Raw genomic sequence first — 24,727 nt, 5'->3', positions numbered from 1 at the left:
CGCGTTTTCGTGCCTACGCCCGAGCCGGGGCCCTGGCTGGAAGCAGGGCGTTGACCACGACTGCAACCGCGATGTTTGCCGCCAGCGCCAGCAGGCCGGTATAGACGGTGAAGGGTTCGCCGCCGAGGCTGATCAGATGCAGAGGCTTCCAGCCGGCATCCCAGACCAGGAAGGTGCCGCCGCAGAAGCCGACGAACCAGCCGGCAAGCAGGCCGGGTGCACGGAACCAGCCGGTGTAGAGACCGAAGACCAGCGCCGGGAGCGTCTGCAGGATCCAGATGCCGCCGAGCAGTTGCAGGTCGAGGGCAAACTGCGTCGGCAGGAAAAGGATGACGAGAAGCGCGCCGACCTTGACCACCAGCGATGTCACCTTAGCGACCTTGGCCTCGCCTGCATCGCTGACTTTGGGATCGACATAGGCCTTCCAGAAGTTGCGGGTGAAGAGATTGGCCGCGCCAATGCTCATCACCGCCGCCGGCACCAGTGCGCCGATGGCGATCGCGGCAAAGGCGAAGCCGGAGAACCAGCCCGAAAACAGCGTCTTGAACAGCGTGGGAACGACGTCGTTCGCACTGTCAAGCTTCAGGTTGGCGGCATGGCCCATATAGCCGAGCAGCGCCAGAAGGCCGAGCAGCAGCGTATAGGCCGGCAGCATGATCGCATTCTTGCGGATCGTCTTGCCGCTGTTGGAGGCAAAGATGCCTGTCAGCGTATGCGGATACATGAAGGCCGCAAGCGCCGAGCCCAGAGCGAGCGTGGCATAGGCGACGTACTGATTGCCGCCCAGCAGCAGGTTGCCGGAGCCCTTGGCCTGGAAGGCCGCATCGGCCGAGGCGAAGACATTGGCGTAGCCGCCGAGCTTCGACGGGATCAGCGCGACCGCGGCGATCACCACGATATAGATCATGATGTCCTTGACGAAGGCGATCAAGGCGGGCGCGCGCAGGCCCGCCGAGTAGGTATAGAGCGCCAGCACGATGAAGGCGATCGCCAGCGGCAATTCGCCATGCAGTCCGAGCGCCTTCAGGACCGCCGTCATGCCGACGAGCTGCAGGGCGATGTAAGGCATGGTGGCGATGACGCCGGTCGCCGCGACGGCAAGCTCGAGACCGCGCGATCCATATTGACCATGGACGACGTCGGCTGCCGTCACATAGCCGAAATCCTTGGCACGTTTCCACAGCACCGGCATAACCATGAACACGAAGGGGTAGACGACGATCGTATAGGGCAGCGCGAAGAAGCCGTAGGCGCCGACCGTGTAGACCAGCGCCGGGACGGCGATCACGGTATAGGCCGTATAGAAATCGCCGCCGACGAGGAACCAGGTAATCCAGGTACCGAAGTTGCGTCCGCCGAGACCCCATTCATCGATATGAGCCAGCGTCTCGGGCTTGCGCCAGCGGCTGGCGACGAAACCCATGACGGTGACGAGGGCGAAAAAGAAGATGAAGACGGCAAGCGCCGTGACGTTGATGTCAGTCGTCATGGCGAACACTCCGATAGGCGATCCAGGTCAGCGTCGCTGTGATCGGTACCCAGAGAAGCTGATACCAATAGAAGAAGGGAAAGCCGAAAAGCGACGGCTCGCGGAGATTGTAGAATGGCGGCCAGAGCAGCCCTATGTACGGGATGATAAGCAGCCAGAGCGCTGCCTTGCTATGTGGTCTTTCCATGTCGGGTACCTTTCAGGCGCCGCGGGGGGCGGTCGCCATGTTCCAGTTGTCGGCGTGGAAGGCGGGTCTGTCAGCCGCAGGCCGCGGCGAGCCCGGTTCGGATCGCTCGACCTTTCCAGCCGATCGAAAGCTAATGTAACGCATATGAATTCCTCCCAACGACTGACACTTGGCCAGCCGCGGATGGAGTCCTATGGCGTCGGTCTTGTCGTCACAAGATGGCCGCGGGGCGGAAATGCCGGCGTCTACCCAGAAGTGGGTAGGCTAGGGTTTCCGCTGACTTTTGAGACGATACCGTGGTCGAGCGCGTAACGGATGAGGCCGGCCGTGGTGGTGATGCCGAGCTTCTTCTTGAGGTTCTTTCGGTGCGTTTCCGCCGTGGCGGAGGTTATTCCGAGCGCTTCGGCAATCTTCCTGTTGCTCCTGCCGGCAACGATCAGTCCTAGAATGTCGCGCTCGCGAGGCGTCAGGGGATCGCTGCCCTCGTTTGCGCGTTCGCCCATCAGCGCGTCGAAGACCCCCGAGGAGAAATAGGTGCCTCCATCAGCCACGGTCTCGATGGCCGCAACGATCTCGTCCGTCGAAACATCTTTGAGCACGTAGCCGGCTGCTCCATGCATGACCGACGAGGATATATACTCCCGGCTGTCATGCATGGAGAGCATTACGACCCGGGCTTGGGGAAGCTCGTTCCTGAACAGTTCGATCGCATCGATGCCGCTGAGTTTCGGCATGTTGATATCCATCAACACCACCTGCGGCTGGATCTGCCGGGCGATTTCGAGACCCGTTTGCGCGAGCCCGGCGGTACCGGCGACTTCGATATGGTCGAATGTTTCCAACACCGCTTTCAACCCGTCCAGCACCAGCGGATGGTTGTCGACCAGGAGAACCCTGATTTTCGCGCGTTCATTCATGCGGCTTCCGCCTGCTTGCCGGCGGGCAGATTGGCCGATCTCGGCATCATCGCCGTCAGCGTCGTGCCGGACTCGCTGCTGTTGATGAGCAACAGCCCGCGGAAGTGGGCCATGCGCTCCTGCATGTTGCGCAGCCCGAGACCCGATCCGCCGGATCCGCCGTCCTTGCTGCCGTCGAAGCCGGTGCCGTTGTCCGAAATCGTCATGCGGGCGCGGCCGCCGTCGCTCCACAGCTTGACCGAAAGCTTCGAGGCGCCCGAGTGTCGCTCGACATTGTTGAAGGCCTCTTGGGCGACGCGGTAGAGGGCGGTGTTGGCTTCCGCCTTCAGCATGCCATTAAAGCCCGAGGCGTCGATATCAGCCTCGATCCCCGTCCGTTCGGCGAAGTGATGACAGAGAGCCTCGAGCGCCGCGGTCAGGCCGAGATCGTCGAGCACGCGGGGGCGCAGATCGTGCGAGAGCAGCCTTATTTCCTTGATGGCGCCGTTCAGCGCCTCGACGCCGCGCTCGATGGTCAGCGCCGCATCGTCGACATTGGTCCTGACCTTGCGGCCGGCGAAGTCCATTGCATATCGCACGCCGAGAAGGGTCTGCGAGATGCCGTCATGCAGCTCGCGCGCCAGCCGCGTGCGCTCCTCTTCCTGGGTGTCGATGACCCGCTGCGTCAGTTCCTTGAGGCGGCTGTCGGCCATGCGGCGCTCGTGGAAGGTCAGAAGCATGCAGGTCGTGAAGACGACGAGCACCGAGGGCACGGCAATCAGCGCGACGATGACGAAGGTTCGCCTGATGTTGGCGCGCATCACGGCGTTGGCGGCAGCACTCTGAGCAAAGACGTCGTCGAGATAGACGCCGGTTCCCACCACCCAGTGCCATTTGTCGAGGCTGACGACGAAGGAGAGCTTGTCGGCAATCTGTCCCGTGGAAGGTTTCTGCCATTTATATTGATGCAGGCCGCCGCCCGCCTTTGCCGTGGCGATAAGCTCGGCAATCACCTTGTCGCCGTCAGGATCGGTCAGGTCCAGCCAATTCTGGCCATGCCGGAAACTCTGGCGCGGATGGACGATATTGTTGCCGTCATAGTCGTAGACGAAGAAATAGCCATCCCTGCCATAGTCGAGAGAGGTCAGAATCCCAGCCACCCGCTGCTTGGCGGCTTCGTCGTCGGGGCCGGCTTTGTCGTAAATCGTCTGGATGGCGGACAAGGCAAGATTGGTCAGGTTGAGGATTTCGCCTTCCTTGGTCTTCAGCATGTTCTGTTCGAATGTGTCGATGCTGTTCTTGGCGAGATTTGCCGATTGCCAGGTGATGAAGGTGGTGATCGCAAGGATCGAAATGACGAGCGGGACGATCGCCAATGCGATGATCTGGTGTCGTAGGGTCAAGGCTCGTTCCTCCCGAAATGCGTCCGGAATTATGCCCTTTGTCCGACATGAGTCCAGCAGCTTGCCGGCGGTATGAGGTGATGGCTATTCCAGCGGCACGAACAGGCCGAGCTTGACGTCCCGCAGCACCACATTCGTATGCATGCGGCGGATCTGCGGATTGTCAGCCATAATCAGGGCGGCGATGTCGTCATAATGCTCGACGTCGCGGGCGGTCACGATCGCGATCAGATCTACCGCGCCCGTGACGTAATAGACCTGCTGGATATGATCCTGTTTTTCCGCCCAGACGCGGAACTTCGCCAAGGCGTCGTAATTGTCCCGCTCGATCTCCATCCCGACGATGAACACCATTGATGTCCCCGTCGCCTTCCGGTCGAGGACGGCGACCTCCGCCTTGATGATGCCCTCCTCGCGCAGCCGCTTCAGCCGCCGCTGCACGGCCGAGACCGACAAACCTACCCGCTCGGCGATCGTTTCGGCCTTCAGCTGGCAGTCGCGCTGAACGATATCGAGGATGTCACGGTCAAAACGATCCAGTTGTTCCATTATCCAGTCCATTTCGGCGTTTCGCGGCTCATGCGTTCTGCCTGATTCGCCGCATGAGAAAGATTATTTTGCACATTAAATGCAGAAGAGGCAGAAATTGCGCGAAAAAACCGCGCAACTTTATCATTATCCTTCGCAAACTCAGTTCAGCCGGACCCATGCATGTCGGATCAGCCCATTCCTGCTCTTCGCGTCGAAGATCTTCATAAAAGCTTCGGCTCGCAACAGGTTCTCAAGGGTATTTCGGCTGAGGCCCATAAGTCTGACGTCATCTCCATTATCGGCTCGTCTGGTTCTGGCAAGAGCACCTTCCTTAGATGCATCAATTTTCTGGAAACGCCGGATCGTGGCCGCATCGCCGTGAACGGTGAGGAGGTCGCTCTGAAAAGCGGCCGCGGCGGCCGGCTGCAGCCGCAGAGCTGGCGGCAGATCGAGCGGCTGCGAACCGGGCTCGGCATGGTTTTTCAGAGCTTCAATCTCTGGGCTCATCGGACCGTACTGGAAAACGTCATCGAGGCGCCGGTGCATGTCATGGGCGTTTCCAGGCGCGAAGCGATCGAAAAGGCGGAAGCCCTGCTGCACAAGGTCGGGCTCTTCGACAAGCGCGACGCCTATCCCGCCTTTCTCTCCGGCGGCCAGCAGCAGCGCGCGGCGATCGCAAGGGCGCTCTGCGTCGATCCCGCCGTCATGCTGTTCGATGAGCCGACATCGGCGCTCGACCCGGAGCTGGTCGGCGAGGTGCTGAAAGTCATTCGCGATCTGGCGGAAGAGGGCCGGACCATGCTGATCGTCACGCATGAAATGCGCTTCGCTCGCGATGTCTCGAGCCGCGTCCTCTTCCTGCACCAAGGGCGGATCGAGGAGGAAGGCCCGCCGGAACGCGTCTTCGGGGCCCCCGTCAGCGCCCGCTGCCGGGAGTTCACCCGCCTTAGCGCCCACTGATCACTGCATCGAGCCATTACCGACAACACGAACCAGGAGAATCCTGCGAATGAAACTGCTCCCCACGCTTCTCGCCGGCGTCGCATTTGCGCTTTCCGCAGTCGCGGCACAGGCCGAAGTCCGCTTCGGCGTCATGAACGAATCCTACCCGCCCTTCTTTGCCAAAGACGCCTCGGGCCAGTGGCAGGGATGGGAAATCGACCTGATGAATGCCGTCTGCGAAGAGATGAAGGAGAAGTGCTCGATCGTCGAGATCTCCTGGGACGGCCTCATTCCGGCTCTTGAGAGCAAGAAGTTCGACGTGATCTGGTCGTCGATGTCGAACACCGCGGAACGTTCGAAGGTGATCGACTTCACCGACAAATATTACAACACCCCGAGCACCCTAATCGGCCCCAAGGACCAGAAGCCGGGTGCCACGGCAGAGGATGTGAAGGGCAAGACCATCGGTATTCAAGTATCGACGATCCAGTCGGAATATTACAAGAAGTATTTTGCTGCCGTTGCCGAGGAAAAGACCTACCAGACGCTCGACGAAGCTTTCCAGGATCTCGCTTCCGGCCGCATCGACTATGTTTTCGGTGATTCCCTCGCGCTCGACGCTTTCCTGAAAAGCGATGCGGGCAAGGATTGCTGCGCCAATATGGGCGATGTCGCCGACGACAAGGAGATCCTGGGCGCTGGTGTTTCGGGTGGCCTGCGCAAGGAAGATACAGAGCTGAAAGCCAAGTTGAACAAGGCGATCGCTGCTGTTCGCGCCAACGGCCAATACGACGCAATCACCAAGAAATACTTCGATTTCGATATCTATGGCGCGAAGTAAGCGCTCCTAGAAATGGCGACCGGGCAACAAGGCATTCTGGACCTGCTCTCCCCCTATCCTCCGGGATGGGGCGGCGTTCTTCTGGCAGGTGCGGTCTCTACGGTCGCCATCTCCGCCTGCGCCTTCGCTGTCGGCCTGCTGCTTGGCACGGGCGGTGCGCTTGGAAAGCTTTCAGGCAATCCTGTGCTCCGCCTCGTGCTCGATCTCTATACGACGGTCATTCGCGCCGTTCCCGAGCTGATCCTGATCGTCGGACTTTATTATGCCGGCACCGATGGCCTCAACCGGCTGCTGGCGGCATTCAATCTGCCGCCGGTCGAGGTGAACGGTTTCGTCGCCGCCGTCGCAGTTCTCGGCTTCGTGCAGGGCGCCTATATGACCGAGGTGCTGCGCGGCGCGATCCTTGCCATTCCCGTCGGCCAGATCGAGGCCGCCAAGGCTTTCGGCATGGGGCCGGTGCTGCGCTTCCGTCGCGTCCACTTGCCGGCGCTGTTGCCGAATGCGCTGCCCGGCCTTGCCAATCTATGGATGTCGGTCACCAAGGACAGCGCGCTGGTCGCGGTCGTCGGCTATCAGGAACTGGCGCTCGCCACCCGCCTCGCCGGGGCAAGCACCAAACACTACTTCGTCTTTTTTCTTGCCTCGGCTCTTCTCTATCTCGCCATCACACTCGCTTCCAACGCCTTCTTCAAATTGATCGAAGGGCGGGTGCGGCGGGGACAGCCGCGTCTGGCCTGAAGAAAGCGCGCCATGAGTTTCACCTGGATCTCCTCCTATTGGCCGCTTCTTCTGACCGGCGCCTGGCAGACCGTAGCGTTGCTCCTCATTTCCGTGGTCTTCGGCTTCGTCATCGCCATCGGTCTCGCTTTCGCGCAGGTCACCGGCGGCAGGCTGACGCGACTCGCCGCCCGCGGCTACTGCACCTTCTTCCGTGGCACGCCGCTGTTGATCCAGCTTTGGCTCCTCTATTACGGGGTCGGCTCGCTGCTGCCCATGATCCCCGGCATCCGCCAGAGCCTGTTCTGGCCGATCCTGCGCGAGGGGTTTTTCTTCGCTTCCGTCAGCTTCACGCTGAATTATGCGGCCTATGAGGCTGAAGTGCTGCGCGGCGCGCTGCTTGCCGTTCCCAAGGGCGAGCTCGAGGCCGGCCGCGCCTTCGGGCTGTCGCCCTGGAAGCTCACCCGCCGCATCTGGCTGCCGCGCGCCCTTCGCATTGCCCTCCCGACCATTGCCGGAGAGATCGTCATGCAGTTGAAGGCGACGCCGCTCGCTTTCACGGTGACGGTGATGGACCTCTATGCCGTCGCCAATAAGGTTCGTCAGGACACGCTGCTCGTCTACGAACCGCTCATCGTCGTCACTCTCTTCTATCTCGCCCTGACTGCCGTGATCGCCCGCGTCTTTCGAAGTCTCGAAGCGCAGGTGCCGGTTCGCCGCTAGGCGGAGCTCGCCATATGTTTTGAAAAGCCCGGCGCCGGTAACGGCGCGACAGCCTGAATGGAGACTACCTCATGAGCACAACGCGAATTCTCGACGGCGGCATGAGCCGCGAGCTTCTGCGGCTAGGCGCCGAACTGAAGCAGCCGGAATGGTCGGCGCTGGCGCTGATGAATTCGCCTGAGGTCGTGCGGAAGGTGCACCAGGAATTCATCGCCGCCGGCTCTGAAATCATCACGACGAACAGCTATGCGCTCGTGCCCTTCCATATCGGCGAAGACCGCTTCCAAGAGGAGGGGCCGGCGCTGATGCGACTTGCAGGTCGTCTGGCGCGGGAGGCTGCCGATGCCGTGACCGGCCGGAAGGTGCTCGTCGCCGGATCGCTGCCGCCAATCTTCGGCTCCTACGAGCCTGAGAATTTCCAGCCTTCCCGAGTGCAGGACTATCTCGAGGTGCTGGTCGAAAACCTCGCTCCCTTCGTCGACCTATGGCTCGGTGAGACTTTGAGCCTGATTGCCGAGGGCGAGGCCGTTCGCAAAGCGGTGGCGGCATCGGGCAAGCCGTTCTGGATTTCCTTCACATTGGCGGATGACGAGGCGGCGATCAGGGGTGGCGCACCGAAACTCCGCTCCGGCGAAAGCGTCGAGGATGCCGCGTCCTGGGCGGTGTCATCGGGTGCGGCGGCTTTCCTGTTCAATTGCAGCAAGCCTGAGGTCATGCAGGGCGCGGTCGAGACGGCGGCACGGGTGTTCCGGGAGAGGAACGCCCAGATCGAAATCGGGGTCTATGCCAATGCCTTCGAAGGAGAAACCGGCGAGCAAGCCGCCAACGAGGGCCTGCACGATACACGTGACGACCTGAATGACGACGCCTATTCGCGCTTTGCCTGCTCCTGGGCCGAAGCGGGTGCCACGATCATCGGCGGCTGCTGCGGCATCGGCGCTGCTCATATTCATCGCCTCAACGGGATGCTTTCGCGCTGAGGTGATATCTTGGCCGCGAGTAATCGTCGCCGTGCCGCTGCTCAAACCTTCATCGTTTGGAGATATGTGACCATGGCGCAAGTCGCTCATTCCGCCTTCGGCGACGGGCGTCTGTCATTTCTTTTGCGAAGCTTGCCGTTCTCCTATTCACGGCTTATATAGTCATAATAGTCATTCTGGTCAGGAGGTGGGCCATGCAGTCATCACGGCAAGGCGACGAAAGCTGGACCGTGGCCAGCGCGAAAGCGAAGCTTTCTGAGGTGATCGAACGCGCGCAAGCCGCGCCGCAGACAATTACACGCAACGGCAAGCCGAGCGTCGTCGTTGTCTCTGCGGAGGAATGGCAACGCAAGACCGCCCGCAAGGGGACGCTGGCCGAATTTCTGATGGAGTCACCGCTGCGTGGCGCCGATCTGGATCTCGAGCGTGAACGCGACGAACCACGCGATAGCGAACTGTGAGACTTCTGCTGGACACCAATGTCCTGTCCGAGGTCACGAAACCGAACCCCGATGCGCGCGTCCTGGGGTGGCTGGATGGGCTCGACGAGGATCGCTCCTTCATCAGCGTCGTGTCGGTCGCAGAAATCCGCCGCGGTGTCGCCCTCATGGACAAGGGACGAAAACGTGACGTGCTGGCCGATTGGCTTGCTCGCGATCTGCCGCAGCGTTTCGAGCGGCGCATCATCCCGGTGGACGAAGCGGTGGCCCTGGCTTGGGGAGATCTGATGGGCCACGCAAAGCGGAGCGGCCGTGGCTTGTCATCGATGGATGGGCTGATCGCTGCGACCGCGGTTGCTCACGATCTTACCCTTGCGACGCGCAACACCAGGGATTTCCAAGGTTTGGGAATCGAGCTCGTTGACCCATGAGTCGGGTGAAATGCTGCTGATCCGTGGGCTGATGCAAAGGTTGCTATAGAGCCGGCGGCACGGGCCGCCCGCAAAGCATCCGTCAATGCAATCCAAACAGGGTCAGCAGCTCTTCACGATGACGAACGAATTCCGGCGCGCTGCGGTCGCGCGGACGCGGCAGATCGATGTCGATCAGACGTGGCTCGCCTCCCCTTTCCCGCGGCAGGATCAGGATTCGATCGGCGAGATAGATCGCCTCCTCGAGATCATGTGTGACGAGAATGGTGGTCACGTCCTCGTCACGCCAGATGCGTGCGAGCTCCTGCTGCATGCCGATCTTTGTCATCGCATCGAGCGCGCCGAGAGGTTCATCGAGCAGCAATATCTCCGGCTGGACGGCAAGTGCCCGGGCGATGCCGACGCGCTGCGCCATGCCTCCCGACAGTTGCCGGGGATAGGCGGTCTCGAACTGCTGCAGGCCGACGAGCTTGACATAGCGGCGCGCCCGCTCCCTCGCCTTTTCACGCGTCAGACCTCTCGTTTCCAGGCCGAAAGCCACGTTATCAAGTACGGTGAGCCAGGGAAGAAGGCGCGGCTCTTGGAAGATGACGGCGCGCTCGGCGCCGACGCCTCGTATCGCCTTGCCGTCCACCAGCACCTCTCCGCCGTCGGATTCCTCCAGACCTGCCAGAACCCGCAGCAGCGTGGTCTTGCCCGATCCGCTGGCGCCGACGATGGCGAGGCTTTCGCCGGAGCGGATATGGAGATTGATATCCTTCAGAACCTGCAGCGGTTTGCCGTTCAGCTTGTAGGATTTGGAGAGGCGACGGATCGTCACCTCCCCGCGGCGAATGTCCTCAGCGACGCTCATCACGCCTCCTCAATTGCTCGCCGGTTTTGCATCGGCCGTATACAGGATGTCCTTGGCCGCCAGTTGGCCCTGCTTCAGCTTGCCTTCGCGAACCAGCACGTCGATCCAGAACTGGATGTCGCGCTCGACCGGGAGACCGCCGGCGCGCACGCCGTAGCCACGGAAATACTGCGCAATATCAGGATTCTCGCCGCGTTCGGCCAGCGCCTTGGCCAGGATCTTCTTGGTTTCCTCGGGATGCTCGCGGGCATAGTCGAGGGCGCGGGCTGACTGTTCGACGAAGATTTTCGAGGCTTCCGGATGTTGCTTGATGAAATCGCGGCGCAGGACGACGAAGCCGCCGGCAATGTCTCCCAGCACGTCGGTATCATCGAAAACCGGGCGCAGGCCGCCGTTCTTCAGCGCTGCACCCTCGAAGGTTGTTTGCCAATAACCGAAGGCGGCGATATCGACCTGCTTGGAGCGCAGTACCTGCTCGAGCTGCGGCCCGGGAACGACGACCTGGTTGGCGGAGTCGCTCGGCAAACCGACCGAATGCAATGCCTCGCGGATCGTGTAGTCGAGATGCGCGCCGAGCGTGTTGACCGCGATGCTCTTGCCGACGATGTCCTTGATCGTTTTGATCGGGCTGTCTTCCAGCACGTAGAAGGTCGACTGCACCTCGTCATTGATGCCGTTTGACGGATAGGCGGCGACGAAATCATTGCCGCCGATGATCGAATTGAGGACGGCGGAGGTGGCGGCGCTGCCGATCTCGACGTCGCCGGATGCGAGAGCGATGAGAGACGCAGGGCCGCCCTGGGCATAGCCGACATTCTCAAACGTGATGCCGGTGTCTTTGAAATAGCCGAGCGCTTCGGCAAGTTCATGGGCGGCAAGACCGCCCTGGCTGGCGAGGTAGCGCAGCTTCACCGTGTCGGCGGCTGCGGCCGGCGTGGCAAGACCGAGAGCGATCACAGCCGGCAGGAGAAGATTGCGGGGATGGAATGTCATGGAATGTCCTTTCGGAAGAGGAAAATCGGGGGAAGCGGGTTACGTGCTCGGCTGAGACCAGCGGCAGAGACGGCGCTGCAGGAGAACGAGCAGGGCATTCGCGGCAAGCCCCAGAAAGGCGAGCAGCAGGATCGCCGCAAACATCAGCGGGATCTGGAAATTGTACTGGGCGTTCATCACCTGAAAGCCGATGCCCTTATTGGCGCCGATCATCTCGGCAGCGATCAGCAGCAGAAGCGCCGTCGTCGCCGAAAGTCGCAAGCCGACGAAAATCGCCGGGACGGAGGCTGGCAGAATGACGCGGCGAAAGACGGTCAGCGGTCCGGCGCCATAGGTGCGAGCCATTTCTATGAGTTTCTTGTCCACTTCCTTGACGCCGCCGATCGTGGAGAGCAGCACCGGAAACAGTGTCGCCCAGAAGATCACGAATATCTTGGAGGTTTCACCGAGCCCGAGCAGCAGGATGAAAACCGGATAGAGCGCCAGCGCCGAGGTCTGCCGGAAGAGCTGCAGGATTGGGTCAAGCGCCTGTTCGACCAAGCGAAACTGGCCCATGAACAGACCGAGCGGAATACCGACAAGGACGGCGAAGGCGAAGGCGGATCCGGATCGCTGCAGGCTGATGGCGATATCATCGAGCAAGGCGCCATTGGCAAGATTGGTCCACAGCGCCGACAGGATTACGTTCAAGGGCGGGAAGACAGCGGGATTGATCCAGCCCCTGGTGCTCGACAGCTGCCAGAGCACGAGGAAGCTGATGAGCAGACCGTAGCGCGGCAGAAATGCCGCGAGCACTCCGCGTATATGGGAGGCCAGAGCGGAACTATTGCTTTTGCTGCTTTTCAGTCGGCCGAAGCTTCTCGGAAGAGCCTGGTTGATTTCGTAGGCCATGGGTTTCTCCTCACTCCGCTGCCTCAAGGACGGTGCGTCCGGCAGCCCAGCGGTTTGTCGGGAAAGGCAAGCCGAGATTTTCCCGGAGCGTCTTGCCTTCATAGGCAGTGCGGAACAGGCCGCGGCGCTGGAGTTCCGGGATGACGAGATCGACAAAGTCGTCGAGCGCCGTCGGCAGCCAAGGCGGCAAAATGTTGAAGCCGTCGGCCGCTTCGTTCTCGAACCATGTCTGCAGCGTATCGGCGATCTGCTCTGCCGTGCCGACGATGGTGTAGTGGCCGCGGGCCGATGCGATCCACTGATAGAGCTGGCGGATGGTGAAGTTGTTTTCGTCTGCGATCTGGCGGATCAGGGCCTGGCGGCTCTTCATGCCTTCCGTCGGCGGTGCAGGCGGCAGCGGCCCGTCGAGATCATAGCCATGCAGGTCGAGCGTGCCGCCGGTCAGGCCGTTGAGGAGGCCGATTCCATCTTCTTCGAGGATGAGCGAGGTCAGGCGATCATACTTCTCGCGTGCCTCCGCCTCGGTCCTGCCGACGAAGGCGGATACGCCGGGCATGACCAGGATATGATCGGGATTGCGGCCGAGTCCGCGGGCGCGCGCCTTGATATCCCGATAGAACTCCTGGGCGGTTTCGATATGCTGATGGGCGGTGAAGATGACTTCAGCCGTCGCGGCGGCGAGTCCCCGGCCGTCCTCCGATTGGCCGGCCTGCACAATAACGGGATGCCCCTGCGGCGAGCGCGATACGTTGAGCGGGCCGCGTACGCTGAAATGCTCGCCACGGTGGTCGGTGTCGTGCAGTTTCGCCGGATCGAAGAAGACGCCGGTCTCCTTGTCGCGGATGAACGCGTCATCCTCGAAGCTCTCCCAGAGTTTGCGGACGACGTCGACATGCTCGGCGGCGCGGCGATATCGTTCGGCATGCGGAAGCTGGGTTTCTCGGTTGAAGTTTTGCGCCGTGAGGTCGCCTGTCGTGGTGACGACATTCCAACCGGCGCGCCCGTTCGAGATCAGATCGAGCGAAGCGAACTTGCGGGCTGTCGTATAAGGTTCCTCATAGGTGGTCGAGGACGTCGCGATGAAGCCGAGATGGGTGGTGAGAGGCGCAAGGGCGGAGAACAAGGTGACGGGCTCGAAGCCGGCCACGCGGGCGTTGCCGCCTTCACGCGCTCCACCGAAGCCAACGGCCAATCCATCGGCCAGGAAGTAGGCATCGAAGAGGCCGCGTTCCGCCGTCAGGGCGAGCTGCTTGTGAAACTCGAAACTGGTCGCACCGTCGACCGGCTGATCGGGATGCCGCCACGATGCAACATGCTGTCCACCGCCGGGAAGAAATGCCCCAAGCCTGATTTTCCGCGTCATTTCGCATCCTCTCCGTTCGTCGTTGGCCGTCGGAATATTAATTACGTACTCTATAAATTTAATAGAGAAACATCATTTCGTAGTTTCGGGGGAAGAGTGAATAGATTTGCGGGATTGGGCTCAAACTGGAAATCAACATCGAAGAGCACAACGAGGCATAGCTCGTCCTGCAGCGGCTCTTCGATGTGCACGCGGGCAGAGCCCAGCGAGCGTGCTAAGATTTAAGGAAGCACGTGGCTCGGCGCGAGTTCCCGCAGGAAGTGTCGGCGGCGATCAATGCGCGTCGTGTACGGGTATCAGCCCCGTTTCGGCCGAGCCGGGGCATGCTCCAGGCCAGTGGCGGCTTTCTTCAGGCAATCGAGGTAGCGGTCGCGGTTCGCAATGCCGTCGTCGCGCGGCGTGACCAGGCAGAGCGTTGCGGCCGCATGACCCTCCTCGCCCCGCACCGGCACGGCGAAACAATGGGTAAAGCTGTCGACGATGCTGTTGAACGTGAAGAGACCTTCTCGCTCGGCCTGGCGGACCTCGACGATGAAGCTTTGCGGATCGAGCCATTCGCCGTTAGGCAGACGAAAATCCTGCGACGGAATGAAGTTCAGAATTTCCTGATCCGACAGATGCGCGACCAGCAAGCGCCCGGAGGCCGTCCACGGGATCGGCACCGACTGGCCGATATCCGTCGAAATGCGGAACGGCCGCGCGCCTTCGCGCATGCGCACGACCGTATATTTGTTTCCGTCCAGCATGCAGAACTGCGCCGTCTCCCGCGTTTCGTCGGCGAGCTGTTCCAGCGCGGCCTCGCATTCGCGGGTGAAATCGAAATGGTTTTCATAGGCGGCGCCGAGGAAATAGAGTTTACGGCCGAGATAAACTCGCCCCTCGCCGCCCGTGAATTCCAGAATGCCATTGCTCAGCAACAAGTTGACAAGCTCGTAGACCGATGAGCGCGGTGCGCCGATCTGCGCTGCTATTTCATTCGGCTTCAAAGCCTGTCGCTTCTGGCGCAGGAAATCGAGGATTTCGAAGGCCCGGTCGAGCCCGCGGGCACGCTTGCCGATCGCTTCGTCCTGAATTGCGTCCATTGCTGTCGATCCCAATTTCTGTTCGGCCAAGCTTTTCAAACCCTCTGCCGCATCTGTCAACCGATCCTTGTAGTTCCCGGTCGACGAAAATTTTTTTCATCCCTCTTGCGAGGCGGAAAAATCCGCATAAGATCAACGCGTCCGGTATTTAGATCATATGTACATTATATTGGACAAAAACAGATGGCAAGCATTAACGCTGCCACACAAAAGGGGATCGACATGAAAAATTCTGAAAACAGCATTTCCGCCCCGCGTCGCCGTCGCCTTCTCGCCGGCGCTGCCGCTGCTGCCACCCTGTTCGTTCTTTCCACCGGCTCGGCCTCGGCTGCCGCCAATTGCATCAAGGGTGACAGGAAGGCGCCCTTCACGATCGGCTGGGCGAATATCTATTCGGTGCCGACCTGGATGAAACAGACCGAAGGCACGATTACGGCCGAAGTGGAGGAGCTGAAGAAAGCGGGCCTGGTGAAGGACCTGATGATCACGGATGCGCAGGGCAACGCCCAGACGCAGATCCAGCATATCCAGTCTATGATTGATGCCAATGTCGACGCCATCGTCGTGATCGCCGGTTCCTCCACGGCGCTCGACCGCGTCATATCGGATGCCTGCGACAAGGGTATCGCGGTGGTGAATTTCGACAGTCTGGTCAATACCGACAAGGTGACGGCGAAGATCAACACCGATTCCAACGAATGGGGCGCGACGGCGGCCAAGTGGATGGTCAGCCAGCTCGGCGGCAAGGGCAAGATCATCGTCATGAACGGCCCGGCCGGCATTTCGGTGAGCGACGACCGCCGCAAGGGCGCCCAGCCGGTTCTCGATGCCAATCCCGGCATCCAGGTGATTACCGAAACCAACACGGAATATAATGTCGCGCCGGCACAGGAAGCGATGACAAGCCTGCTTTTCGCCAATCCGGAAATTGACGGCGTGCTGTCGCTCGGCGGCGCCTTGTCGGCCGGTTCCGTTCTTGCCTTCGAGCGTCAGGGCCGCGATCAGGTGCCGACAACAGGCGAAAATGCCCGCCAGTTCCTCGAGCTCTGGAAAGAGAAGGGATTGAAGGGCTGGGCGACGATGCAGCCCAACTGGCTCGGGGCGCTCTCCGTCTATACGGCGGTCCAGGCGCTGCAGGGCAAGGATGTCCCAGCCTTCGTCAAAGTGCCGCTGCCTGTCATCGACGACAGCTCGATCGGCAGCTATCTCGCGCGCGCCGACAAGTTCCCGGCTGACGGCTATATCTACTCGGACTATGACAAGGCACTCTTCGACAAGCTGCTGAGCAAGTAATCCGCGTTGGGGAACGTCGTCATGACGGAAGAAAGCCCCCTGCTGGAAGCCCGGCAGGTGTTCAAGGGGTTTTTCGGCAACCCCGTCTTGAAGGGCGTCGACATCGCCCTTCGGCCGGGCAGGGTTCATGCCCTGCTCGGCGAAAACGGCGCCGGCAAGTCCACGCTGATCAACCTCCTGTCCGGCGCGCTCCAGCCGGACGGCGGGTCAATCCTGATAGACGGCCAACCGGTCGGCCGTTTCAGCCCGGCGGCGGCCCGCAAAGCCGGTATTGCCGTAGTACAGCAGGAGCTGAGCCTGACTGCCAGTCTCTCTATTGCCGAAAATATCGGACTCGGCGCCTTTCCGCGCCGGTTCGGCCTCATCGATTACCGAGCGCTTTACCGCGGCGTGCAGGAGGTGTGCGACGTGGTGGGGCTCAGCGAGCCGCTCGACATGCCGGTCGCCGATCTCGCGCTCGGTCGCCGCCAAATGGTGGAGATCGCCAAGGCGCTGTTTCGCAAGCCGCGCGTGCTCATTCTGGACGAGCCTACCTCGTCGCTCTCGGCCCATGAAGCCGGCGTCCTCGCCCGATTGATCGAGACGCTCAAGGGGCGCGGCATGGCGCTCCTCTATATTTCCCACCGCCTCAACGAGGTGCAGGCGCTCTGCTCGCATGTTACGGTGCTGAAAGATGGTGGCGTCACTGCAGATCAGTCGCTTTCCGGCATCGATGGCGAAGGGCTGGTGCGTCTCATGGTCGGCCGCGAGCCCGGCGACCTGTTCCCGCCGCGCGGGGCCGCCACGCCCGGTGTCATGCGCATCAGCGTCGAAGGCTTTTCCGCTGGCATGGTGCAAGACATCGCCTTCTCCGCCCGCGCCGGCGAGATCGTCGGCATCGGCGGGCTTGTGGGTCAAGGGCAGGAAGATCTGCTGCTTGGCCTCTACGGCGCCATTCCGGCCGCAGCCGCCCGGGCGGATGTCTCCGGCAAATCGGGCCTGCCCGCCGATGTCGGCGAGGCGAATGCCGCGGGCATCGTCTATGTCCCGGCCGACCGCAAGCATGAGGGGTTGGTGCTGCCGCATTCCATCACATCCAATCTCATCCTGCCTTCGCTCGGACGGCTTGCCGCCAAGGGCCTTCGCGACCGGCAGGCGGAAACCGGCCTCGTCGCCGATCTCGCGCGCCGGCTGACGATCAAGGGTGATACGGCCCGCCCGGTGCAGGCGCTTTCCGGCGGAAACCAGCAGAAGGTGGCGCTTGCCAAATGGCTGCCGCTCGATCCGTCCGTTCTGCTGCTCAACGATCCCACTCGCGGCGTCGACATCGAGACCAAGCGGGAGATCTATCTCATGCTCCGCGCCTTCGCCGCCGAAGGGCGGCTCGTCATCCTCGCCAGTTCCGATACGCCCGAACTCGTGCATCTCTGCGATCGTGTCGTTGTTCTCCGCGAAGGACGCGTCGCGGCGATGCTGTCGCAGGATGAGATCAGCGAAGGAGCGATCGTCGGTGCGGCCATGGGCGTCACGACCAAGGCACAGGGAGAGGCGGCATGAACACCAATTCCCAATCCCGGCTCTATCCCTCGATCCAGATGCGCCGCAATCGCGGCCTCGCCGGCCTCTACCTTGTCGTCACGGCCTTTCTCATCCTCTATGCGATGCTCTTTCCCGGCATCCTTTCGATCGGCGGCTTCTCGAAGTTCACGCAGAACTGGTTCCCGCTCGCACTCGTCACCATGGCGCAGGCGCTGCTCATGCTGAACGGCGGCATCACATTGGCGATCGGGCCGCTCGTCAGCCTCGGCGCGGTGATCGCCGCGACGACGATGGAAGGGGCGCTTGGTGTTCCGGGTGGCATACTCGCGGTCGCCGCCGCCGGCCTCGCGATCGGCGCCGCCACCGGCGCCATCGTCACCTATTTGAGGCTTCCTGCGATCATCGTCACGCTCGCCGGCTCCTTCATCATCAGCGGCGTCGCCCTCATCCTGCTGCCGCGGCCAGGTGGCGCCATTCCCGACTGGTTGTCTACGGTGCTGGCCGGCCATACACCCATCGCCTTTCTGATGCTCGTGGGGATCCTGGCGCTGTGGAAGCTGTTTCTCGCCACGCCGCTCGGCCTCGGCATCTATGCGGCCGGCGACAACCCGGTCGGCGCATTCCGTTCCGGCGTGCCGGTCGAACGGGTGAAGGTCACGGCTTTTGCGCTCTCCGGTCTGCTGGCAGCGCTGACCGGCCTCTTCGTCGCCGCGCAGACCGGCTCCGGTGATCCTGTCATCGGCACGCCCTTCACGCTGAACTCGATCGCTGCCGCCGTGCTCGGCGGCGTCGGCTTCCTCGGCGGCAAGGGCACGATGCGCGGCGCGGTTTGCGGCAGCCTGCTCCTCTCGGTCATGATCAACGTCATGTTCTTCCTCGGCTTCCCGCCCGTCGCGCAATATGTCGCTCAAGGCCTGATCATCGTCGGCGCGGTCGCCGTTCCGGAACTTCTCGGCGCGTGGAGGGCAAGACGTTGAACATCATCCGATCGACGTTCCGCAACCCGCCGCTGCTGACATTTCTTCTGGTGGCCCTCGTCTGGATCGTCGCAAGCTTGACGCTGCGCGGCTTCGGCGCCTACGGCCATTTGCGCTACCTTCTCGAGCTCGCCGCGGTGATCGGCATCGTCGCCGCGGGGCAGACGCTCGTCATCCTGATGGGCGGCATCGATCTTTCCGTCGGCGCTGTTATTACAGTCACGGCCATCCTGCTGCCGCTGATTTCGCCGGCATGGGATCCGACCGGCCTTGCCGGCATCGCGGCGGCGCTTGCCATCGCCACCGGCATTGGCTTGATGAACGGCGCAGGTGCCACCTATCTCCGCGTCCCGCCGATCATCATGACACTTGCCATGGCGACCTTCCTGCAGGGCCTGCTCGTCATCGTCGCCGGCGGCAGCGCCGTCACCGTCAGCAATCCCGCAGTCATCATGCTCGGGCAGTCGCGGCCGCTCGGCATTCCCTCCGGCATCCTTCTGTGGCTCGCCGTGGCGGTCGTCGTCCTGCTGCTCGTCCACCGCATGCCGATCGGCGCCCGTTTCCTCGCGCTTGGAGCCAACCCGCTGGCGGCCCGGCTTTCCGGCGTCAGCGTCACGCGCAACACACTGATTGCCCATACCCTGTCGGGCTTTTTCGCAGGGGTTGCCGGCATTCTGGTGCTCGGCATGAACCGGCAGGGTTATGTCGGCATTGGCGATCCCTATCTGTTGACCTCGATCGCCGCCGTCGTGCTCGGCGGCACTTCAATCCTCGGGGGGCGCGGCACCTATGCCGGGACCATTCCGGGAGCGATCCTGCTGGTGACGGCGACGGCGCTGATCACCGTCGTCAACGCCTCGCCCGGCTGGCGGTCGATCATGTTCGGCACGCTGATCCTGGCGCTTCTGCTCGTTTCGGGTCGCGAGGCGCGCCGATGACGGGACGCTACGATGGGCCGGTGATCGACCCGCACCACCATCTCTGGGATCTCGGCCTGCAGCGTCATCCCTGGCTTCAGAAAGCGCAGGAGACCGGTGAAGAGATGGTGTTCGGGAGCTTGGCGCCGATCCTGCGCGACTACGGCATCGACGATTATCGCGCCGACGCCGCTCGTCAGAACATCGTTGCGACCGTCCATGTCGAGGCCGGCTGGTCCGTTGCCTACCCGCTGGAGGAGAGCCGTTGGCTGGATGGCCTCGACCGCGGCTCCGGGGTGGCGCACCGTTATGTCGCCGGCATTGCCCTCGACCGGCCGGACGCCCTGCGCCTGATCGAGGCGGAGGCTGAAAATCCCAATGTCGTCGGCATCCGCGATATTCTCAGCTGGCATGCCGATGCAGCGAAGAGTTTTGCGTCGAGTCCGGATCGCATGAGCGATCCTGTCTGGCGGGCGGGGCTTGCGCATGCCACGCGGCTGGGGCTGGTCTTCGACCTGATGCTTTATCCCTGGCAGATGGATGAAGCGCTTGAGCTCGTACAGGCCTTTCCGGAGACGCTTTTCGTCCTCAACCACGGCGGAAGCCCCGTCGACCGGACGCAGGATGGCATGACGCTCTGGCGCCGCGGCCTGCGGGCACTCGGTAAAGAACCCAACATGCGCCTGAAGATTTCCGATCTCGTCGCCTACGACAATAACTGGACGCTTGAGAGCCTGCGGCCGGTGATCGAGCATTGCCTCGATTGTTTCGGGCCTGAACGTTCGATGTTTGCGAGCGATTTTCCGGTCGCAGGTCTGCACGCCTCTTTCGACGAGGTCTATGAGGTTTTCCGTACGGTCGCCTCGCGGCTTTCTCCGGACGACCAGCGCGCCCTGTTCTTCGCCACCGCCAACGATACCTACCGTCTCGGGATCGCCGACCCGGCCGACGCCGGGAGGGGCTGCCATGTCTGACCTTCATGCTGTGTGGGAAAACGTGCTGATCGATGAGCGGGTGCGGGGCTTTCCGCCGGGTCATCCACCGCTTCCGCTCTCGGAAATCGGCAAACAGGGCTGGAAGCCTTATGACGGGAGGATGGCTCTGCCGCTGATCTCGCTCGACCGGCAGGCCTTCTCTGCCAATGTCGACCTGATGATCGCTTATGTAAAAAGCCACGCTGCCGAAATCGCGCCGCATGCCAAGACGCCGATGTCGACGGCGCTCGCGGACGCGCTTGTGGCGGCTGGCGCCTGGGGCGCCACGGTCGCCGATATCCGCCAGGCCGCCGTGCTGCTCGAGGCGGGACAACGCCGCCTGATCCTTGCTAACGAGATCGGCGGGGCGGCAGCCGCCCGACGGCTCGCGGCTTTGCTCGGCCGGTATGCCGATGCCGAACTCCACATCTTCGTGGATTCGGCAGCACTCGTCGAAGCGCTCCGGTCGGCGTGGCGAGAGCGTACGGACCTGCCGCCTCTGGGCCTGCTGGTGGAGCTCGGCGCGGGTCGGGCCGGCATCCGCAGCGCCGCTGCCGCTGAGGCAGTTCTCGATGCAATTCTTGCCGCCGAGACGTCGACCTTCCGGTTGAGCGGCATTGCTGCCTATGAAGGTGCTGCCGCGACCGCCGATGCGGCAGAGACAATTGTTCGCATCGAGGCTCTGATGGCAATGACGGCGGATTTTCTGTCGAAGGTGCGCGCCCGCACAGGCCCTGACCGACCGCTTCTTGTGACATCAGGCGGCTCGGTGTTTTTCGATCTCGTGATCGCCGGGCTTTCAGCCGCGGTTGCCGCCGATCCGGCCTGCCGGCTGATCCTGCGAAGCGGCGCCATCTTCTTCCACGATCACGGCGTCTACGAGCGCGGCCTTGCCGGCCTCGATGCGCGCGGCGGCTTCCGTATCGGCCGCGAGACGCTTTCGGCGGCGGCGGGTTTTCGTCCGGCGCTGCGAGTCTGGGCGGAGGTCCTGTCGCGGCCGGAGCCGCGGCTTGCGATCGCAGGCATGGGCCTGCGCGACGTGGCGATGGACCAGGGGCTGCCGCGGCCGCTGGCGCTCTATCGCGATCGGTCATATCTCGGCGACCTCAAGGGCGCCGAGGTTTTCCGCCTCAACGATCAGCACGCCTTCGTCGCTCTTCCCGAAGGGAGCGACGTCTGCGTCGGCGACGTCATCGAGTTCGGCATCTCGCATCCCTGCACCTGCCTTGACCGCCACGCCATTCTCTATGGTCTCGAGCCAGACCATTCGGTGACGGCCGCCTATCTCACAAGCTTCGGCTGAATTCTCCCTTCAAAAGCAAGAAAAGGAAAACCTGCCCATGATCCAACGTTATCAGAAAGGTTCGCGAATGAGCCAAGCCGTCAGCTATGGCGGTCTCGTCTATATTGCCGGCCAGGTCGCGGAAAATCGCAAAGCTGGGATCGAAGAGCAGACTCGCGATGTGCTCGGCAAGATCGACGCTCTTTTGAAGGAAGCCGGTACGGACCGCTCGCGTCTGATCGCCGTCAATGTTTTCCTGCCGGCAATCGTCGATTTCGAGGCGATGAACGGCGTCTATGACGGCTGGATCGACATCGAAAACCCGCCGGCGCGCGCCTGCACCGAAGCACGCCTCGCCGATCCCGATTTGCGCGTCGAAATGACCGCGATCGCCGCGCTCTGAGGGCGAAGTAACCGCCCGGACTGGAGACATGATGCACAGCGGCATTGTCAATTCGATCGACTTCTCGCGCGAGGGCCGGCAGGCCGGCCAACTCGCCATTCCTTATTCGGTAGATCGTTCGCCCTATTATCAGATCCGCATCCCGGTCCTCCATCTCAGGAATGGCGAGGGCCCGTCTCTGCTGCTGATGGCGGGCAACCACGGTGACGAATACGAGGGTGAACTGCAACTCGGCCGGCTGATGCGGCTGTTGGACGTTACGGAAATAAGCGGCGCCGTCACCATCCTGCCGATGGCGAACCTGCCGGCGGTGATGGCGGCCAAGCGCTGTTCGCCCTTCGACGGCGGCAACCTCAACCGCGCCTTTCCTGGCGATCCTCTGGGATCACCAACAGCGCGGATGGCGCATTTCCTCGAACGTGAACTCTTTCCGCGCCACGATGTCGTGCTCGACCTGCATTCGGGCGGCACGTCGATGGCGCACCTGCCGTGCGCGCTGATCGAGCGACAGGCCGATGCCGCCCGCTTCGAGCGGTCCGTGTCGCTGATGCGGGCGCTCGGCGCGTCCTATGCCTTCATCGCCGATAACGGGCCGGCGGCACCGACATCGATGGGTGCTGCGGCACGGGCCGGAATAATCGGTCTTTCCGGTGAGTTCGGCGGCGGCGGAACCGTGACTCCCGCGACAATGGCCTTCACGGCGGCGGCGATCGACCGCCTGCTCGTGACGCTCGGCATCGTCGAACGCCCGGTCCTCTCCCGCGCTCCGTTCCCGGAGCCGGGACCGTTGCAGCTGCTTTCGCTGTCCCGGCACAGGCAGGGCATCTACGCCAATCGCAGAGGCTGGTTCGAGCCTGCCGCCGCCCTCGGCGCCACCGTCTCGGCCGGCGATCTCGCCGGATGGTATCACGACCTGGAACGCCTTGAGCAGCCGGAGGAAGAGCTGCGTTTTGCCGAGAGCGGCATCGTCATTTCCCATCGACTGCATTGCGACAGCCAGGCGGGCGACTGCCTGATCCAGGTTGCCGAGCCCATCGCGGCCTAGGTGATAGAGGCGACTGCCGCCCTGACCCAGTCGAGCCGTTTTGCCGGGATGAGGCCGTAATTGTAGAAATTCACGCCGTCGGCGCCGGCATCGACGGCGGCCTTGGCGCGGGCGGTCAGCACCGCGGCTTCGCCGACTTCGGGATAGAAGACACGCAGGCCGACCCCGAGGAATTTCTCCGATCCAAGTGCCGCCCGGCCGGTGCGGATGACATCACCGACGGCATTGGGCTCCATGTCGTAGCAACAGAGAATAGCCCCGTCGCAGAGCCTGCCGACCGCTGCAAGATCGACGCCGCCGAGCCAGCCATCCTTCAAGTCGATCAGCACGATACGGCTCGCCGGATCGGCCGCCGCCTTGATCTCGCCGATCAGACTGGTCACAGGTTCGCTGCGCCAGGCGAGATAGGCATAGAGATCGGGATGGCTGCGGAAGGCATCGATGCCAGCTGCCGGAAAATCCGGGAACTGCCGTTCCGGCACGGCCCGTTCGCAGAGTTCCGCAATGAAGCCCGCCACCAATCGCCGCGCGCCTTCGACCGGAACGCCGGACTTTACGGCGCGCGTAGTGCAATGGTCGCAGAAGCAGAGCGACAGCAGGAAATCGTCTTCGGCATTCAGGCCGACACCATCTTTTTCGTGATGGTATTCATGCGCGAAGCCCATGAAATTCGGGCTTTCGAGTTCCACCATGTCGGGCCGGTAATTCACCGTGATATCGCGGACAAGGGTGACGGCATAATCCCGCGCCGCCGGGCTGGAGGGGCAAAGATTGTAATAGTTGGGATTGCCGAAGGCGTTGCGCGTCACGTGGGCGGGATGCAGCATGCCGAGGCGGCTATTGTGCAGGCAGACCGTCCAGCAGGAGACCTTGAGACCAGTCGCCTCCCGATCCCTGACGAGTGCTTCCAGCATATCGCCGCGCTCGGTCACATTGCTGGCGATCAGCGGCCGGATCACCTTGTCCTGCCACAGGCTTTCATCCGGCCAGAAGTAGACCGTCCCGTCCTCGGGAAAATAGGCCTTCTGCTGCGGGCTGCGCGGCTGCAGGAAACGGCCAGCATGATAGGAGGTCGCCAGGCTGACCGTGGTGAGGCCCGCCCGGCCGGTAAGCTCGGCGGCAAACGCGTCGAGTCCCTGGTCCTGGATGTCCCAGGGGTAAGTCCACATGGATAGATGCATGGCGCGCTCCCGTCAAATCTGTCCACTTTATAGAACATGTGTCCATAATAGTGTCCAGACCGATCTTAGAGCATGAGCCCTTGTAGCCCTCCGTCGTTCGTCAGATGTCGACGACGAGGCCCTTGGCTTTCAGCACCGGCGCCAGATTGCTGACCTCGACGACCGATTTGCCCGCCTTGTAGGCACCGGGCATAGCCGAAGATTCAGATCGCCCGGTGTTGTGATTTTCGCAGCACGGCGCGCCGACTGATGGGGTCAGACGAAGTTTTGATGGAGCGCAATCCGCGCCCTGTGGGGACATAGCGCCGGACGCCGTGATGGCAGCCGGCGCTATTGAGACCAAAGCGCTTAAGGCCCGTAGGCCCTCAATCTGCG

26 protein-coding genes and 1 pseudogene are annotated in these 24,727 nt (G+C 62.3%); 15 read left to right on the top strand and 12 right to left on the bottom strand.

Features of this window, described 5'->3' with window-relative positions:
* Positions 1 to 13 precede the first annotated feature (13 nt).
* The 5 genes from mctP to PH551_RS17710 all read right to left on the bottom strand — a co-directional run bounded on the left by mctP (position 14) and on the right by PH551_RS17710 (position 4,524).
* Positions 14 to 1,489: a monocarboxylate uptake permease MctP gene (mctP, locus tag PH551_RS17730; RefSeq protein WP_285193992.1), complete on the bottom strand. Its 1,476-nt coding sequence runs from the start codon at positions 1,487 to 1,489 to the stop codon at positions 14 to 16.
* Positions 1,479 to 1,676, bottom strand: a complete 198-nt coding sequence (locus tag PH551_RS17725; protein ID WP_085780717.1) for a DUF3311 domain-containing protein — start codon at positions 1,674 to 1,676, stop codon at positions 1,479 to 1,481. Before PH551_RS17725 ends, mctP begins: the two co-directional genes overlap by 11 nt.
* Positions 1,677 to 1,921: 245 nt before the next feature.
* Entirely contained in the window at positions 1,922 to 2,593 is a 672-nt protein-coding gene (gene mctR, locus PH551_RS17720) for a two-component system response regulator MctR (RefSeq protein ID WP_085780718.1), read from the bottom strand.
* Complete coding sequence (gene mctS, locus PH551_RS17715; RefSeq protein WP_085780719.1) at positions 2,590 to 3,975, bottom strand: two-component system sensor histidine kinase MctS; 1,386 nt, start codon at positions 3,973 to 3,975, stop codon at positions 2,590 to 2,592. Before mctS ends, mctR begins: the two co-directional genes overlap by 4 nt.
* A gap of 84 nt (positions 3,976 to 4,059) precedes the next feature.
* Entirely contained in the window at positions 4,060 to 4,524 is a 465-nt protein-coding gene (locus PH551_RS17710; protein WP_064807195.1) for an Lrp/AsnC family transcriptional regulator, read from the bottom strand.
* Between the two features lie 162 nt (positions 4,525 to 4,686).
* Between PH551_RS17710 and PH551_RS17705 the strand changes: the two genes are divergently transcribed.
* From PH551_RS17705 to PH551_RS17675, 7 genes are all read left to right on the top strand, one after another.
* Entirely contained in the window at positions 4,687 to 5,466 is a 780-nt protein-coding gene (locus tag PH551_RS17705; protein WP_085780720.1) for an ABC transporter ATP-binding protein, read from the top strand.
* 49 nt (positions 5,467 to 5,515) lie between these two features.
* Positions 5,516 to 6,289, top strand: coding sequence for a transporter substrate-binding domain-containing protein (locus tag PH551_RS17700; protein WP_285193990.1), 774 nt, complete (start codon positions 5,516 to 5,518; stop codon positions 6,287 to 6,289).
* A 12-nt stretch (positions 6,290 to 6,301) separates the two neighbouring features.
* Entirely contained in the window at positions 6,302 to 7,027 is a 726-nt protein-coding gene (locus PH551_RS17695) for an ABC transporter permease (protein ID WP_085780722.1), read from the top strand.
* 12 nt (positions 7,028 to 7,039) lie between these two features.
* Positions 7,040 to 7,729: an ABC transporter permease gene (locus PH551_RS17690; protein WP_085780723.1), complete on the top strand. Its 690-nt coding sequence runs from the start codon at positions 7,040 to 7,042 to the stop codon at positions 7,727 to 7,729.
* Between the two features lie 71 nt (positions 7,730 to 7,800).
* Entirely contained in the window at positions 7,801 to 8,709 is a 909-nt protein-coding gene (locus PH551_RS17685) for a homocysteine S-methyltransferase family protein (RefSeq protein WP_285193989.1), read from the top strand.
* 194 nt (positions 8,710 to 8,903) lie between these two features.
* Positions 8,904 to 9,170 carry a type II toxin-antitoxin system Phd/YefM family antitoxin gene (locus tag PH551_RS17680; RefSeq protein WP_085780725.1) on the top strand — a complete coding sequence of 89 codons (267 nt, stop codon included), beginning with the start codon at positions 8,904 to 8,906 and terminating at the stop codon, positions 9,168 to 9,170.
* Positions 9,167 to 9,580, top strand: coding sequence for a type II toxin-antitoxin system VapC family toxin (locus PH551_RS17675; protein ID WP_285193988.1), 414 nt, complete (start codon positions 9,167 to 9,169; stop codon positions 9,578 to 9,580). Before PH551_RS17680 ends, PH551_RS17675 begins: the two co-directional genes overlap by 4 nt.
* A gap of 82 nt (positions 9,581 to 9,662) precedes the next feature.
* Here the strand turns inward: PH551_RS17675 and PH551_RS17670 are convergent, their stop codons facing one another.
* From PH551_RS17670 to PH551_RS17650, 5 genes are all read right to left on the bottom strand, one after another.
* On the bottom strand, positions 9,663 to 10,433 hold the full coding sequence (locus tag PH551_RS17670; protein ID WP_285193985.1) for an ABC transporter ATP-binding protein: 771 nt from the start codon (positions 10,431 to 10,433) through the stop codon (positions 9,663 to 9,665).
* A gap of 9 nt (positions 10,434 to 10,442) precedes the next feature.
* On the bottom strand, positions 10,443 to 11,426 hold the full coding sequence (locus PH551_RS17665; RefSeq protein WP_085780728.1) for an ABC transporter substrate-binding protein: 984 nt from the start codon (positions 11,424 to 11,426) through the stop codon (positions 10,443 to 10,445).
* A gap of 39 nt (positions 11,427 to 11,465) precedes the next feature.
* A complete protein-coding gene (locus tag PH551_RS17660; protein WP_285193981.1) occupies positions 11,466 to 12,317 on the bottom strand; it encodes an ABC transporter permease in 852 nt (283 codons plus the stop codon).
* Positions 12,318 to 12,327: 10 nt separating this feature from the next.
* A complete protein-coding gene (locus PH551_RS17655; protein ID WP_085780730.1) occupies positions 12,328 to 13,680 on the bottom strand; it encodes an LLM class flavin-dependent oxidoreductase in 1,353 nt (450 codons plus the stop codon).
* Between the two features lie 296 nt (positions 13,681 to 13,976).
* Positions 13,977 to 14,762, bottom strand: coding sequence for an IclR family transcriptional regulator (locus PH551_RS17650; protein WP_285193979.1), 786 nt, complete (start codon positions 14,760 to 14,762; stop codon positions 13,977 to 13,979).
* A 222-nt stretch (positions 14,763 to 14,984) separates the two neighbouring features.
* Between PH551_RS17650 and PH551_RS17645 the strand changes: the two genes are divergently transcribed.
* The 8 genes from PH551_RS17645 to PH551_RS17610 are packed head-to-tail and all read left to right on the top strand — an operon-like array spanning position 14,985 to position 23,171.
* Complete coding sequence (locus PH551_RS17645) at positions 14,985 to 16,055, top strand: ABC transporter substrate-binding protein (protein WP_285193977.1); 1,071 nt, start codon at positions 14,985 to 14,987, stop codon at positions 16,053 to 16,055.
* 21 nt (positions 16,056 to 16,076) lie between these two features.
* Positions 16,077 to 17,591 (top strand): sugar ABC transporter ATP-binding protein, encoded by a 1,515-nt coding sequence (locus PH551_RS17640; RefSeq protein ID WP_285193976.1) that lies wholly within the window; start codon positions 16,077 to 16,079, stop codon positions 17,589 to 17,591.
* Positions 17,588 to 18,550, top strand: a complete 963-nt coding sequence (locus PH551_RS17635; protein ID WP_085780733.1) for an ABC transporter permease — start codon at positions 17,588 to 17,590, stop codon at positions 18,548 to 18,550. The genes PH551_RS17640 and PH551_RS17635 overlap by 4 nt, the downstream gene beginning before the upstream one ends.
* Positions 18,547 to 19,488, top strand: coding sequence for an ABC transporter permease (locus tag PH551_RS17630; RefSeq protein ID WP_285193974.1), 942 nt, complete (start codon positions 18,547 to 18,549; stop codon positions 19,486 to 19,488). Before PH551_RS17635 ends, PH551_RS17630 begins: the two co-directional genes overlap by 4 nt.
* Positions 19,485 to 20,441, top strand: a complete 957-nt coding sequence (locus PH551_RS17625; protein WP_285193973.1) for an amidohydrolase family protein — start codon at positions 19,485 to 19,487, stop codon at positions 20,439 to 20,441. The genes PH551_RS17630 and PH551_RS17625 overlap by 4 nt, the downstream gene beginning before the upstream one ends.
* The gene (locus PH551_RS17620) at positions 20,434 to 21,744 is read left to right on the top strand and encodes an alanine racemase (protein WP_285193972.1); all 1,311 of its coding nucleotides are present in this window, start codon (positions 20,434 to 20,436) and stop codon (positions 21,742 to 21,744) included. The genes PH551_RS17625 and PH551_RS17620 overlap by 8 nt, the downstream gene beginning before the upstream one ends.
* Before the next feature lie 37 nt (positions 21,745 to 21,781).
* Positions 21,782 to 22,126: a RidA family protein gene (locus PH551_RS17615; protein WP_088394588.1), complete on the top strand. Its 345-nt coding sequence runs from the start codon at positions 21,782 to 21,784 to the stop codon at positions 22,124 to 22,126.
* A gap of 31 nt (positions 22,127 to 22,157) precedes the next feature.
* Positions 22,158 to 23,171, top strand: a complete 1,014-nt coding sequence (locus tag PH551_RS17610) for a succinylglutamate desuccinylase/aspartoacylase family protein (protein WP_285193971.1) — start codon at positions 22,158 to 22,160, stop codon at positions 23,169 to 23,171.
* Here PH551_RS17610 and PH551_RS17605 read toward each other — a convergent pair.
* Together PH551_RS17605 and PH551_RS17600 are read right to left on the bottom strand one after the other, a co-directional pair.
* Positions 23,168 to 24,352 (bottom strand): hypothetical protein, encoded by a 1,185-nt coding sequence (locus PH551_RS17605; RefSeq protein WP_285193970.1) that lies wholly within the window; start codon positions 24,350 to 24,352, stop codon positions 23,168 to 23,170. The genes PH551_RS17610 and PH551_RS17605 overlap by 4 nt on opposite strands.
* A 100-nt stretch (positions 24,353 to 24,452) precedes the next feature.
* Positions 24,453 to 24,536, bottom strand: a pseudogene (locus PH551_RS17600) (4-carboxy-4-hydroxy-2-oxoadipate aldolase/oxaloacetate decarboxylase); the annotation flags it as partial.
* Positions 24,537 to 24,727: the final 191 nt, after the last annotated feature.

It is taken from the genome of Rhizobium atlanticum, from assembly GCF_030182485.1.
Taxonomy (GTDB): Bacteria; Pseudomonadota; Alphaproteobacteria; order Rhizobiales; family Rhizobiaceae; genus Rhizobium.
This window is presented reverse-complemented; position numbering and strand designations above follow the sequence as displayed.